The sequence below is a fragment of the Aquabacterium sp. genome, from assembly GCF_030652515.1.
Taxonomy (GTDB): Bacteria; Pseudomonadota; Gammaproteobacteria; order Burkholderiales; family Burkholderiaceae_C; genus Aquabacterium.
In genome coordinates this window covers 1-13,188 of sequence record NZ_JAUSAR010000185.1, presented here as the reverse complement: position 1 = coordinate 13,188, position 13,188 = coordinate 1, and the positions used below count along the sequence as shown (strand labels likewise).

General features: G+C 59.3%; 12 protein-coding genes. 3 read left to right on the top strand and 9 right to left on the bottom strand.

Annotated elements, in window-relative coordinates; all coding sequences use genetic code 11:
* Window positions 1-762: DNA topoisomerase (locus Q7V20_RS20930; RefSeq protein WP_304795574.1), on the bottom strand; the 762-nt coding region annotated here is incomplete at its 3' end.
* Window positions 763-833: 71 nt separating this feature from the next.
* On the opposite strand from Q7V20_RS20930, the gene Q7V20_RS20925 reads away from it, so the two are divergent.
* The 3 genes from Q7V20_RS20925 to Q7V20_RS20915 are packed head-to-tail and all read left to right on the top strand — an operon-like array spanning window position 834 to window position 2,958.
* A complete protein-coding gene (locus tag Q7V20_RS20925; RefSeq protein ID WP_304795573.1) occupies window positions 834-1,337 on the top strand; it encodes an SET domain-containing protein in 504 nt (167 codons plus the stop codon).
* A gap of 10 nt (window positions 1,338-1,347) precedes the next feature.
* Complete coding sequence (locus Q7V20_RS20920) at window positions 1,348-2,235, top strand: biotin--[acetyl-CoA-carboxylase] ligase (RefSeq protein WP_304795571.1); 888 nt, start codon at window positions 1,348-1,350, stop codon at window positions 2,233-2,235.
* 6 nt (window positions 2,236-2,241) lie between these two features.
* On the top strand, window positions 2,242-2,958 hold the full coding sequence (locus Q7V20_RS20915) for an SPOR domain-containing protein (protein WP_304795569.1): 717 nt from the start codon (window positions 2,242-2,244) through the stop codon (window positions 2,956-2,958).
* Here the strand turns inward: Q7V20_RS20915 and Q7V20_RS20910 are convergent.
* The 8 genes from Q7V20_RS20910 to Q7V20_RS20875 all read right to left on the bottom strand — a co-directional run bounded on the left by Q7V20_RS20910 (window position 2,925) and on the right by Q7V20_RS20875 (window position 13,166).
* Window positions 2,925-4,781 (bottom strand): S8 family serine peptidase, encoded by a 1,857-nt coding sequence (locus tag Q7V20_RS20910; protein WP_304795567.1) that lies wholly within the window; start codon window positions 4,779-4,781, stop codon window positions 2,925-2,927. The two genes, Q7V20_RS20915 and Q7V20_RS20910, sit on opposite strands and share 34 nt — an antisense overlap.
* Window positions 4,782-4,940: 159 nt before the next feature.
* Complete coding sequence (gene gap / locus Q7V20_RS20905; protein WP_304795565.1) at window positions 4,941-5,939, bottom strand: type I glyceraldehyde-3-phosphate dehydrogenase; 999 nt, start codon at window positions 5,937-5,939, stop codon at window positions 4,941-4,943.
* Between the two features lie 47 nt (window positions 5,940-5,986).
* Window positions 5,987-8,035 (bottom strand): transketolase, encoded by a 2,049-nt coding sequence (gene tkt / locus Q7V20_RS20900; RefSeq protein ID WP_304795563.1) that lies wholly within the window; start codon window positions 8,033-8,035, stop codon window positions 5,987-5,989.
* A 145-nt stretch (window positions 8,036-8,180) separates the two neighbouring features.
* The gene (locus Q7V20_RS20895; protein WP_304795561.1) at window positions 8,181-9,899 is read right to left on the bottom strand and encodes a PglL family O-oligosaccharyltransferase; all 1,719 of its coding nucleotides are present in this window, start codon (window positions 9,897-9,899) and stop codon (window positions 8,181-8,183) included.
* Window positions 9,900-10,055: 156 nt separating this feature from the next.
* Window positions 10,056-10,496: a pilin gene (locus Q7V20_RS20890; RefSeq protein WP_370652532.1), complete on the bottom strand. Its 441-nt coding sequence runs from the start codon at window positions 10,494-10,496 to the stop codon at window positions 10,056-10,058.
* A 249-nt stretch (window positions 10,497-10,745) separates the two neighbouring features.
* The gene (locus tag Q7V20_RS20885; protein WP_304795557.1) at window positions 10,746-11,561 is read right to left on the bottom strand and encodes a 3',5'-cyclic-nucleotide phosphodiesterase; all 816 of its coding nucleotides are present in this window, start codon (window positions 11,559-11,561) and stop codon (window positions 10,746-10,748) included.
* 13 nt (window positions 11,562-11,574) lie between these two features.
* Window positions 11,575-12,330, bottom strand: coding sequence for an FHA domain-containing protein (locus Q7V20_RS20880; protein ID WP_304795555.1), 756 nt, complete (start codon window positions 12,328-12,330; stop codon window positions 11,575-11,577).
* 35 nt (window positions 12,331-12,365) lie between these two features.
* Window positions 12,366-13,166, bottom strand: coding sequence for a Stp1/IreP family PP2C-type Ser/Thr phosphatase (locus Q7V20_RS20875; protein WP_304795576.1), 801 nt, complete (start codon window positions 13,164-13,166; stop codon window positions 12,366-12,368).
* Between the last annotated feature and the right edge of the window lie 22 nt (window positions 13,167-13,188).

Genomic DNA, 13,188 nt, shown 5'->3' with positions numbered 1-13,188 from the left:
TTCGTCGAACCAGCGTCCGTCATATTGGCCGGCGTGGGCGTCGAAGGTGGCGTGGAGCTCCCAATAATCGCGGGGGATGAAGTCGCGGATTTTCTGCTCGCGCTCGACCAGGATGGCCAGCGTGGGCGTCTGCACCCGGCCGACGGTGGTCTTCTGAAAGCCGCCGCTCTTGGAGTTGAAGGCGGTCATGGCGCGGGTGCCGTTGATGCCCACCAGCCAGTCGGCCTCGGAGCGGCAACGCGCGGCATCGGCCAGCGGCATCATCTGGTCATCGGTGCGCAGCTTCTCGAAACCATCGCGGATGGCCTGCGGTGTCATGCTCTGCAGCCACAGGCGGCGCACGCCCTTGCCCAGGCCCTTGGCCTTGGTGGTGGCCGTGCTGTCCTGCGCGTACTGCATGATCAAACGGAAGATCAACTCGCCCTCGCGCCCGGCGTCACAGGCGTTGATGAGGTTGGTGACGTCCTTGCGCTTGATCAGCTTGACCAGGGCATTGAGGCGCCCCTTGCTCTTGTCGATCGGGTTCAGGTCGAAATAAGGCGGGATCACCGGCAGGTTGGCGAAGCTCCACTTGCCGCGTTTGACGTCGAACTCCTCCGGCGCCTTGATTTCGACCAAGTGCCCAACGGCGGAGCTGACCACGTAATTGGCGCTCTCGAAGTAATCGTCGTGCTTGTCGAACTTGCCATCGATGGGCGTCAAAGCCCGCACGATGTCCTGTGCGACAGAAGGTTTCTCAGCAATGACCAGGGCTTTGCTCATGGTTTGAATTTTTTATCCAACTAAAATCAGCTCTTACGCGTGCGCACGCACACGCGCGCCCACTCATTTCAATGTACCCAAAGTTGTCGATGACGCAAGCAATTCCCAAAATATCCGCGTCAGGCCGGCGCATTCAGGTCCGCCAGTCCGGCATCCACGGCCGTGGGGTTTTCGCCACCCAGCCCATCGAGGCCGGCAGCACCGTCATCGAGTACAAGGGCGAGATCATCACCTGGGACGAGGCCCTTGAGCGCCACCCCCACGACCCTGAACAGCCCAACCACACCTTCTACTTCCACCTGGACGACGGCCACGTCATCGACGGCAAGTATCAGGGCAACTCGGCCCGCTGGATCAACCATTCCTGCAATCCCAACGTGGAAGCCGAGCAGGATGGCAACCGCGTCTTCCTCAAAGCGCTGCGCGACATCGCCCCCGGCGAAGAGTTGTTCTTCGACTACGGCCTGGTGATCGACGCCCGCCTGACGGCCGCGCTGAAGCGTGAATACGCCTGTTGGTGCGGCGCCAAGCAATGCCGGGGCACCATGCTGGCCGCCAAAACCCGCAAACGCTGAGCGGGCCGGCATGATCGACCTGAACACCGCCGCCGAGCAGATCTGGCTGGACACGCAGGCCGATTGTCCGAACATCAGCATTGAAGTCCTGCCCGAGACCGACTCGACCAACACGCAACTGCTGGCCCGAGGCCGGGCTGGCGACACCGCGCCCATGCTGCTGGCGGCGCACCGGCAAACCGCCGGGCGGGGCCGCCACGGGCGCCAATGGGTGGCCCGGCCTGGTGACAGCCTGACCTTTTCGCTGGGCTTGCCGCTGGACCTGGACCAAGTGCCCGGCGGCGGCAGCGCCCTGTCCCTGGCCGTGGGCCTGGCCATCGCCGAGGCCCTGGACGCTGGCCTGGCGGCCTTGCCAGGCCCCGCCCAGCCCCCCATCACCCTGAAGTGGCCCAACGACCTGTGGTGGCAACAGCGCAAGCTGGGCGGCATCCTGATCGAGGCCACGCCAGCGCCTGGCTTGACGGCCGGACAGCGTTGGGTGGTCATCGGTGTGGGCATCAACCTGCGGCCTCAAGGCGATCAAGCCAGCGGATTGGCGCACGCCTGCCTGCAAGACCTCAGCGCCACGCCCCTGACCGCCGGACAAGTGTGGGCCTGGGTCGCGCCCAAGCTGCTGCGCGCCGTGCGCCGCTTTGCCCTGGAGGGCTTTGCCCCTGTGCAAGCCGCCTACGCCCAACGAGATGCCCTGGCGGGACAAGACGTGGCCCTTTGGCGCGGCGCCAGTGGCAACGCTATGTTGCGCGGCGCCCCCACCGACACCGGCCGCGCTGACGGCGTGGACCAGCAAGGCGCCCTGCTCGTGCATACTGACGCCGGCTTGCAACGCTGGACCACTGGCGACGTGAGCGTGCGCTTGGCAGCTTCTTCTGCGCCCCCCCCGACACATCCCCTAGCCTGACTATCCATGCTGCGTTCCCTGGTCCTTGTGCTGTTGTTGGCCAACGCTGGTTTTTACGCCTGGAGCCATGGGTGGTTGAACGACATCATCGGCCTTCAGCCCGACGCACAACGTGAGCCGCAACGTTTGAAGCGGCAGGTGAACGCCGACCAATTGACCGTGGTGGGGGCATCCTCGGTCGCACCGGCCTCGTCATCCTCCTCCGCGCCGCCAAGCCAGACCGATCCCGCCTCGTCTGCCCCCGTCACTGAAGCGTCTGCGGGCCGCACCATCTGCGTGGAAGCGGGGCCATTCACCGCGGCGGAACAACCGCAGGTCGAAGCCACCCTCAAGCCTGTGCTGGCCGCCAACAGCTGGACCACCGACACCGTGGCCGTGCCTGGCGTGTGGTTGACCTACATGGGCCCGTATGCGGACGCCGACGTGCTGGCCCGCAAGCTGACCGAACTGCGCCGCATCCGTGGCCTGAACTTCGAAGAAGTCAAAACACCGGCCAATCTGGCGCCAGGCTTGTCACTGGGCCGCTATACCCGCCTTGAAGACGCCAATGCCGCGCTCAACACCCTGAAGCTGCGCGGCATCCGCACCGCCAGAGTCGTCACCTTGCGGCCCGCCATGGAGGTGCAAGTGGTCCGGGTGGCCCAGGCCGACATCAACACCCAGGTGGCCTTGTCAACCCTGAAACTGCCTCAGGGCAAAAGCTTCGCGGCTTGCCGACCTTGAGCTGAGGAGCGGCGCTTGATGAGCGCCAAGGCGGCCAGGCTGGCCAGGCCGAGAAGCTCGGGCCAGTTCAGTGAGCCGCCGCCACCTCCGCCGCCCGAATTGGTCGAGGCATTCACCCCCGCGCCCGCTGTCGAGGCCGCCCAGGCGACTGCCTGAGGTGCATCCAGAATCCCGCTGCCACAGGTGGCAGTGGTACAGGCACAATTGGATTGGGGCACAGAGGCATTGCACGTCGCATGACTGCCCGACGGGAAGGCATGGCGCGATGTCGATTTGATCAAGTCGATCAACTGCTGCACGCTCAAGGAAGGATTGACTGCCAGCATCATGGCCGCCACACCCACCACCTGCGGTGCGGCAAAACTGGTGCCAACCTTCTGCATCATGCTGGAGCCAGAAACAAGCGAGGTATCTGGCAAGGTCACGCCAGCATTAACCAATGTGTAAATGCCATCATCAACCAGGTTATAGCTGGCGTTCACATCGCCGGATGCCACTGCCACACCATCACTGAGCATGTTAGCGTACCTGGCCTTGTAGCCCTGCTGGTTAAGGCCGGTGGCTGCCAATACACCCGGGCAATTGGCCGGCATGGATGGACGGACTTCGCCAACGAAGCTGTTGCCCGACGAAGCCACTAGCAGAACCCCATTGCTTCTCAGTGTGGCAATGGTTTGCAAATAGATGGGGCCAGCGTTGGACGTAGAGTCGCATGCACCTTCACCGCCAAAGCTCAGATTGATGATCCGTGCAGGATGCGTCGGCAAGGCCGGCGAGCCCTGGAAAGGGACGCCCGAAGCCCACAGCATGCCTTCTATGATGCTGCTGACCTCAGCCCCGCATTTGCCCGCCACGCGCACAGGCATCAGCAAAGGTCGGCCGGTCGGGCCGCCGAGTTGCTCCAACATGCCCGCCCCATATTGTCCATTGTTGGCATTGGCCGCCAACATCCCAGAAATCGCCAGACCATGCCAGGAACTTTGATCCTGCTCCTCGCAATCAGAATCGAACACTTCCGGGTGCATCGATTTTTCGGCGGCGGACAACCAGTCCCCCATGTCGGTGGGATCGCCGTCGACGCCATTGCCATCTCCCGCGGCCAGGACTTCATGCACGAAGTCATAGCCCGGCATCCACCGCCCATCCATGTCGGGGTGGTCCAGCTTGCCCGTGTCGAGCACTGCCACCACGACTGGCGAAAGCGTGTGCGTTGCGGACCAGCTGTCGATGAAATCCCAGGCGGCAGGGAAATTCGCCACGCCCGCGTTGGCGCTGCCTTGCAGACTTTGCAGCCAGACTTGACCATGGCCGCTCGTGGGAGCAGCCGCGCCACCCGCACCCGTTAGGGAGGCGATGCTCGAACTGTCATCGCCCTGCAGATAACCGGGATCGGTCGGCAGGTCGCTGGTGCCCAGCGCGTGCCTTTTGACGATCTCATTGACCAGCACCCATTCGACATCGGGATCGGCACGCAGGCGTTGCGCTTGGGCCGTGGCCTCGACCCACGTCACGGGATGCCCGGCGTGGATGACCTGGGCACCAAAAGCCGTGGGCCGTTGCACCAAATACGACACCCGCTTGCGCCTCGCCACATCAGCGATGCGCTGACGCTGGCCGGAGAAGCCATCACTGGGCACTGCAGACGCCTTCAAACGCACCACTGATGGCGGCTTGGCATCCTTGAGCTTGACGATCAAGCCCATGGCCATGCGTGGTGCCGCTGGCGGGGTTTCAGCGGCCAAAGTGGTGCCGCTGAACACCAGCGCCACCATCACGCCAACCCACGAAATTAGACGCCCGCAGGCATGGCCTTGCCAATTCACAACGCACTACTCCAGGAAAGCAAAGAGCACCGATTATCAAAGAGCGGCCACCCACCATGTGCAAGCAAGGCCCGCCCCGTCACATTTGGGCACAACAAAGCAACCGCACCGCCCATGAAGAAAGCCCCCGAAGGGGCTTTTGAGGACACCTGCCAGGTCTTACTTGGCGATGACGCGGGCCATTTCGACCACCTTGTTCGAATAACCCCATTCATTGTCATACCAGGCCACGACCTTCACGAAGGTCGAATCCAGGGCGATACCGGCTTCAGCATCGAACACCGAGGTGCACGATTCGCCGCGGAAATCGGTGGCCACCACCTTGTCTTCGGTGTAGCCCAGCACGCCCTTCATGGCGCCTTCGGAGGCGGCCTTCATGGCCTTGCAGATGTCGTCGTAGCTGGCTTCCTTGTTCAGCTCAACCGTCAGGTCCACCACCGACACGTCGGAGGTTGGCACGCGGAAAGCCATGCCCGTGATCTTCTTGTTCAGCTCGGGAATCACCACGCCCACCGCCTTGGCAGCGCCAGTGCTGGAGGGAATGATGTTTTCCAGGATGCCACGGCCGCCGCGCCAGTCTTTGTTCGACGGGCCGTCCACGGTCTTTTGCGTGGCGGTGGCGGCGTGCACCGTGGTCATCAGGCCGCGCTTGATGCCGAAGGTGTCGTTCAGCACCTTGGCGATCGGGGCCAGACAGTTGGTCGTGCACGAAGCGTTGGAAATGATGGTCTGGCCAGCGTAGGTCTTGTCGTTCACGCCGTAGACGAACATGGGCGTGTCGTCCTTCGAAGGGGCCGACATGATCACCTTCTTGGCACCCGCCTTCAGGTGGGCCTCGGCGGTTTCCTTGGTCAGGAACAAGCCGGTCGATTCAACCACCACGTCGGCGCCGACTTCGTCCCACTTCAGCTCAGCGGGGTTCTTCACGGCGGTCAGGCGGATGCGCTTGCCGTTGACGATCAGGGTGTTGCCGTCGATCGAGACTTCGCCCTTGAAACGGCCATGCACCGAGTCGTACTTGAGCATGTAGGCCAGGTAGTCGGGCTCGAGCAGGTCGTTGATGCCGACGATTTCGACGTCATTGAAGTTTTGAACAGCGGCACGGAACACCATGCGTCCGATGCGGCCAAAGCCGTTGATGCCAATCTTGATGGTCATGAGTGGGTCCTCAAAAATCTAAACAAAGACTAAAAATTCAATCGAATTCAACGACGGCGGCCCAGGACCACCTTCACGGTGTCCACCACGTTTTGCGTGGTGAAACCAAAATGCTTGAACAGCACGCCTGCCGGGGCCGACTCACCAAAGGTGTCCAGGCCGACCACAGCCGCGCAGCCGTATTTCCACCAACCATCGGTCGCACCGGCTTCCACCGCGATGCGTGGCAGGTTGGCAGGCAGCACGCTGCTCTTGTACGCCACGCTCTGACGGTCAAACACCGTGGTCGAGGGCATGGAAACCACGCGCACCGCGATGCCTTCGATGGCCAGTTGCGTTTGCGCGTGCAGAGCGAGTTGCACTTCCGAACCGGTCGCGATGATCACGGCTTGCGGCTTTTTCTTCAACCCCACTTCTGAGGGTTCCGCCAGCACGTAGGCGCCTTGCGTGATGACATCGGCATCAGTCTTAGGCGCGTAAGGCAGGTTCTGGCGCGACAACAACAAGGCCGAAGGGCGGTGCTTGTTGGCCAGGGCCATGGTCCAGGCCACGGCCGTTTCGGTCGTGTCGGCGGGGCGCCAGACATCAAGGCCGGGGATCAAACGCAGGCTGGCGGCGTGCTCCACCGATTGGTGGGTCGGGCCATCTTCGCCCAGGCCGATCGAATCGTGTGTGAACACGTGCACCACGCGCAGCTTCATCAGCGCGGCCATGCGGATGGCGTTGCGGCTGTAGTCGCTGAAGGTCAGGAAGGTGCCGCCGTAGGGGATGTAGCCACCGTGCAGGGCCACGCCGTTCATGATGGCGGCCATGCCGAACTCGCGCACGCCGTAGTTGATGTGGCGGCCGATCTGGCCCGATTCTGTCTTGACGACCTGGCCATCGGCATCGACGCGGAAGGCGGGCGTGCTCTTGGTGTTGGTCAGGTTCGAACCGGTCAGGTCGGCGCTGCCGCCCAACATTTCGGGCAAGGCCGCGGTGAAAAACTCCAGCGCGATCTGGCTGGCCTTGCGGCTGGCCACGGTCTCGGCCTTGTCGTGCGCGGCAGCCACGGACTCGACCGCGATCTCGGCGAAGTTCTCGGGCAAATCACCGGCCATGCGGCGGGTGAACTCGGCGGCCAGTTCGGGGAAAGCGGCCTGGTAGGCGGTGAAGCGTTCGTCCCACTCGGTGACCAGCTTCTCGCCTTCGGCCTTCGCGTCCCAGTCGGCGTAAGCCGTGGTGGGCACCACGAAAGGCTCGTGCAGCCAGCCGATGGTGTCGCGTGTCAGCTTGATTTCTTCAGCACCCAGCGGCTCGCCGTGGGCCTTGGCCGTGTTGGCGCGGTTGGGCGAGCCTTTGCCGATGTGCGTTTTGCAGACGATCAGAGTGGGCTTGTCGGTGCTCAGCTTGGCCTTGACGATGGCTTCGTCCACGGCGTCCACGTCGTGGCCATCTACCGGGCCGATGACGTTCCAGCCACAGGCCTCGAAACGCTTGGGCGTGTTGTCGATGAACCAGGGCGCGACCTGGCCGTCGATCGAGATGCCGTTGTCGTCGTACAGGGCGATCAGCTTGTTCAGCTTCCAGGCGCCAGCCAGGGCCACGGCCTCGTGGCTGATGCCTTCCATCAAGCAACCATCGCCCATGAAGGTGTAGGTGTGGTGGTCCACGATGGTGTGGCCGCCCTGGTTGAACTCGGTGGCCAGCAGCTTCTCGGCCAGCGCCATGCCCACGGCGTTGGTGATGCCTTGGCCCAGTGGGCCGGTGGTGGTTTCGATGCCAGGCGTGACGCCGACTTCAGGGTGGCCCGGGGTCTTGCTGTGCATCTGGCGAAAGTTCTTCAGCTCGTCCAGCGGAAGGTCGTAGCCAGTGAGGTGCAACAGCGCGTAAATCAACATCGACGCGTGGCCATTGGACAACACGAAGCGGTCGCGGTCAGCCCATTGCGGCTGCGAGGGGTGGTGGCGCAGGTGGCGGCCCCACAAGGCCACCGCCATGTCGGCCATGCCCATCGGGGCGCCAGGGTGGCCGGAGTTGGCTTGCTGGACGGCGTCCATCGCAAGGGCACGGATGGCGTTGGCCATGGCGGTGGGGGACTTGGGGGTGGAGGGCATGGGTGGTGCTTGGGGCGTTAGAAACAGAGAGGGAGAATTTTAACTGCTTGAATCGACCGAACCGCGAGCTCACACAAGTCACGCCACTTCACATGCACCGCTCGATCATTGCCGCTCCGCTCAAGTGAGTCTTGATTGCTGAGAGCTACCGAACAAGAGGCGCCGGCCTATCAGGCGGAGACGTTAACGAAGATCTCGCGCCACTTTCGGTCAAGGCTTTAAAAGATTGGGTCAATAAAAACTTGTTGAGCAAATGCGAAGCATCCTGCTTGTTCGCTAGTCGCTCCAACTCCACCACTACATCTTTAAATTTCTTTGGATTTCGATGAGAAAATTTCTTCAGAAATTCAATCGCCTGTTTTTCATTCTTATTAAGCACAAGATAGGCAACATATCTAGAAATTGTTTGATATTGCGGAACCCCTCTTACGACAAAGTCAGCTATTTCTAGTTTCTCCTCAACAAAGGCATCATTTAATGCAACCACGCTCAACCAAATATAGTTAGCATGAAACTGAAACATTGAGGAGCTTTGAATTCTGGAAAGTTCCATCAGAAAAGAATAATTGCCACCATCAGCACCAGACCTCGAATGAGCACCATGGAAGAATGTATACAACCGCTGGTAATCCGAGGCCAGCAAACCAAGCATACCAAACCCAATCAAGAGAATCGAAAACAATAATGTTTTCATCTTTCTGCCAACAACCAAAAATGCAACATTCACTTGGGAAGCAGCCACACCTATCATCATCATAAATGGCAACAAGAAATAGCTGTACAGCAACGGAAATTCAAACATGCTGTACACATATAGCCCAACAACCCATTGCATTGCAAGCAATTGAACAGGTGAATAGCCCTTCCAGCTGAATGCGATTGATCGCACAGCGTTGAAAACCGAAAATGTCAGCCATAAACCTATTGCAGCACCAATCAAGCCAAAGTCAACAAACAATTGAAATAGAATATTGTGCGGTACCGTCGTTTCAGGCTCCATCAAGCTGGTACCTAACTCTTTCAACCTCACACCCGCAAACCCTTCATACCCCACCCCATAGTAGGCGTATCTGCCGATCAACTGCATTGAATCGCGAATCTGCTCCCAGCGAGCATTTGAACTGAAGCTACGCGCTTCAGTCAGCGCGGATTGCCCCCCCTCTATGCCAGCAATGGCAGGCATTAACGGCATCATGAAATTCAGCAACTGAATAGAAATGAACAGTGCACAAGTGGTTAGATACACACGCCAGTATTTTCCAGAAAACTCATCTGCTTGGCGAAACCTCCACAAAGGTATAGCAGCAACAAGTGCCAACACAAGCCACACCACTAATGCAGATCGTGAATATGACAGGGCGCAATTGACGGCTGAAATAGCGACACATATCCATACAACACTCTCGGTAATTTTATGCCTTAAAAAAAGATGGTAGACACAAGCCAGGGTTAAAACGGAAAAAACCCCCAACTGGTTTGATTGTCCAAACGCGCCAAATGCGCGAAGCGGGATTGGCAGATCCACCAAAGATCCATGGACAAAATCCTTACCAAATACACCCAGCCATACAATAGCAGCCTGAAATAGCATCGCCCCCACAACGCCCATACACCAGTAATCTATATTTTTACCCGGCCTTTCCAATATCGAGGCCCCGGTAGTTTTTGCAAACACCCAACCTAAAAATAATGCTCCTACCGCCATTGACGCAGACGCTTTTGAATAAACATGACCCGACATAATTTGAATCAAAAGAGCTAATATCAAAGCAAGAACTGGCACATCAAATGAGTTCCGGCTCGCAACTCTAAGGTCATTGCGATTTGCGAAAGAATGCGCGAAGCATAAGATCAGAAAAATCATTGCAGCACTCCATTGCGGCCAAAAAGACGCAATGGGCGCAATACGTCCCCAACTCACGAATGGCAAAAAGCCGGCCAGAATCCAAAGGAATCGCATTGTGATTTTCTTGCGAATAAAAAAAACAGCCCCGAAGGGCTGTTTTGAACACAAATTAAATTATTTGCAGCTAGATGGCAGATACTTGGCATCAACGGGGTTACTGCTTCCCGCCGTGCATGTCCAGTTCACAATGCCGCTCACCAGAGAAGCATTCAAGTCAATCGTATCACTAGCAATTGCTGGTTCAGCAGTAGCATCAGCAGTGACCGTGATTTTACCAGCGCTGTCACTAGAACCAGTCCACGTAACACCCGAAACATATTTTGAAACCTGAGTTTCAACAGTAAAAGATCCGCCGTTGGGCAGCTTGCCGTAAACATTCGCATATTCAGCCACGGCATTCTTGGCAGAAGACCCAGCCAAAATCAGCTCGGACACCTTGGCCCGCACCGTGTAGTCACGATATGCAGGCAAAGCCACGGCCGCCAAGATACCGATAATCGCTACCACGATCATCAATTCAATCAGGGTGAAACCCTTCTGAGCGTTCTTTTGCATGCGTTGCATCGTCTTCATGATCATTCTCCTTGGGCTGGGCCCGCTAAAAAAATTTCTGTCATTGCTTACCCAGCAGTCTGGGCGTGAGGACTATTACGCAGTTGCTATGCCAGCCGTACTCCGTGGAAAAGCCGTGATTTTTTCCTCGTTTACCCGCAATCAAGGCCTTGGCGGCAACCTTTTTAGTCACATCACACTCGCTGACAAAGCCCGGTTTGGTCACATGAAACAAAAAGGCGACGATTATTGTCACCCCTCGACTGGGGTATTAAAGCGCTGGCCTTCACGAAGGGGCTCAATCCGATGCCGACTGTCCAGCGCCCTGATCTGCGCCAGCACTGCCGGCACTTCACCAGGTTTAGGGTGGGTGATGTAGACACTCACCTCACCATCCAGCTGCGTCAATTCGTGAGCCAAGCTCTTCGGTGACAAATGCCCGCTGATGGTGGCCAAGTGCGCTTCGTCGTCGCCAAAAGCGGTTTCAATGACCAATTGGGCAATTTGCCGCCCTTCAAGGGCTTTCCACAAGGCCGGATTGGGCCCGGTGTCGCCACTGAACACCCACCAGCCCTGTGGTGTCTCCAAGCCAAACCCCACCCCAGGCACGGTGTGGGCGGCAGGCAGCACATGAACCCGCCGATCGGCACCCAGCCCACCTTTGACAGGAAACGTTAGCTGCTCGCCGACCGAAAAAGGGTGGAACACCAAGATGGGATAAGCCGCACTGGGCAGGCGCGTGAAATCAGGCCAGATCACACCATTGAAGATGTGCGTGCGCAAAGCCTCAAGCGTTTCAGGCAAGGCATGAACGTGGATCGGCTTGAGTTCGGTCAATCCACCCGGCCCCTGCCGCAAGCGAATCACACTGTCTGCCAACAAAGGAATGCTCAGCACATGGTCCAGATGACTGTGACTGATCAAGATGTGGTCAATGCGGGCCAGCTCATCCAGCCGCATCTCCCCGACGCCACTGCCGGCATCGATCAAGATGTCGTCATCCAGCAGAAAAGCCGTCGTATGGCAGCGTGCCGCGATGGACCCTGAACAACCCAGGACGCGGATCATCGCGGCCCCAGCCTCAGCCTTGCACGAATTGCATTTGCGTGCCCGCCAGCTCGATCACGTCACCACTCTTGAGGTGAACCGGCTCGCCACCCACAGGCGCTCCGTTCACGGTAGGACGGGCCGAGCCTTCCACGTGCGCGAACACATAGCCGCCAGGCCGCTTGGTGAGCGACGCCACCTGAACGCCGGGCTTGCCCACCGTGGTGACCACCTTGCTAAGCGCCACTTCACGGCCCGCGGCCGCACCGTTGAGCACCTTGATCAAGGCCGGAGCCTGAGGCGGCAAACCACCAAAATTGGTATTGGACAGCGGAGAGGTCCCGGAAGGCGTGTACAAACCACCAGGCGCAGTCAGGGGGCCTTGCGCCGCACGTTCGGCCGCACTCACAGGTGAAAGCGTTGATGTCGATGGCGACGTGCCCATGTTGCTGAACCCGCCACTGCCGGGCCGCATGATCATGGTTTTTTCGTAGTCGTTGCCTTCTTCGGCCAGGAACTTGATCTTGTACTTACCGATTTCAACGGTGTCGTTGTGCTGCAGCAGTTGTTTTTTGACCGCCTTGCCGTTGATGTAGGTGCCGTTGGTGCTGTTGAGGTCTTCGATGAACACGTCGGTGCCCACCAATTGCATCACCGCGTGCTCGCCGCTCACCGCCAGGTTGTCGATGACGATGTCGTTGTACGGGCGGCGGCCCAGGGAGGTCTTGTCCTTGGTGATCTGGACCTCCTTGATGACCACGCCGTCGAGCGAGACGACCAGTTTTCCCATGCGGAACCTCTCGGATTGGATCTACTAATTAGTGTTCAAGATGCGCCGCCCAGGCGCTTGAAGGGCCACCAGGACTTGGGCTGAGGTTCGGCCACGCCTTGTGCCCGAACCAGGACAACAGCGATATTATCCCGCCCGCCCACATCATTGGCAGCAGAAATAAGGGCAGAACCCATGTCCGGCAAACTCGTTTGCCCATTCATGACCTGGGCAATGTGCGCATCGGTGAGCATGTCAGACAAACCGTCCGAACACATCAGGAAAATGTCCCCGGATTGGATTTCGTGCAGGTGGGTTTCCATCAACACCAGGTCTTCCACGCCCAAGGCGCGCGTGACCAGGTTCTTGTTGGAGGAAAACGCAGCCTGCTCCGGGGTGATGATGCCGGCGTCGATCTGCTCTTGCAGCAGGGAATGGTCTTTGGTGATTTGCTGCAGCACGCCGCCGCGCAAGCGGTAAGCGCGCGAATCGCCAATGTGCCCCACCAGGGCCCGCCCCGAGCGGAAAACGCTCACGACCAGGGTGGTGCCCATGCCGGCGTAGGTCGGGTTGGAGTTGGCAGCGTTGAAAATCGCGCGGTTGGCGTTGTCGACGCAGATGTCCATCGCACGCTTGACGTCACCGTCGCTGGCGCCAGGCGCGGCCTCGGTCAGCCAGCGGCCCAGTTCGGCCTTGATGAAATCGCAGGCCATGCCGCTGGCGACTTCGCCCGCGTTGTAGCCGCCCATGCCGTCGGCCAGCACGGCCACGGTGCAGGACTCGTCGATGGCGATCGAATCTTCATTGTTCGTTCGCACACGGCCGGTGTCGGTCTGACTGAAAAACTCAAACTCCATGGTGCGATTGTCGCTTGATTTG

What these genes read in the sequence shown, in the direction of transcription:
- Q7V20_RS20915 (WP_304795569.1), top strand. Translation starts at nt 2,242, where the DNA reads ATGCTGCGTTCCCTGGTCCTTGTGCTGTTGTTGGCCAACGCTGGTTTT.
- Q7V20_RS20885 (WP_304795557.1), bottom strand. Translation starts at nt 11,561, where the DNA reads ATGATCCGCGTCCTGGGTTGTTCAGGGTCCATCGCGGCACGCTGCCAT.
- Q7V20_RS20925 (WP_304795573.1), top strand. Translation starts at nt 834, where the DNA reads ATGTACCCAAAGTTGTCGATGACGCAAGCAATTCCCAAAATATCCGCG.
- Q7V20_RS20890 (WP_370652532.1), bottom strand. Translation starts at nt 10,496, where the DNA reads ATGCAAAAGAACGCTCAGAAGGGTTTCACCCTGATTGAATTGATGATC.
- Q7V20_RS20920 (WP_304795571.1), top strand. Translation starts at nt 1,348, where the DNA reads ATGATCGACCTGAACACCGCCGCCGAGCAGATCTGGCTGGACACGCAG.
- Q7V20_RS20880 (WP_304795555.1), bottom strand. Translation starts at nt 12,330, where the DNA reads ATGGGAAAACTGGTCGTCTCGCTCGACGGCGTGGTCATCAAGGAGGTC.
- Q7V20_RS20875 (WP_304795576.1), bottom strand. Translation starts at nt 13,166, where the DNA reads ATGGAGTTTGAGTTTTTCAGTCAGACCGACACCGGCCGTGTGCGAACG.
- tkt (WP_304795563.1), bottom strand. Translation starts at nt 8,035, where the DNA reads ATGCCCTCCACCCCCAAGTCCCCCACCGCCATGGCCAACGCCATCCGT.
- gap (WP_304795565.1), bottom strand. Translation starts at nt 5,939, where the DNA reads ATGACCATCAAGATTGGCATCAACGGCTTTGGCCGCATCGGACGCATG.
- Q7V20_RS20895 (WP_304795561.1), bottom strand. Translation starts at nt 9,899, where the DNA reads ATGATTTTTCTGATCTTATGCTTCGCGCATTCTTTCGCAAATCGCAAT.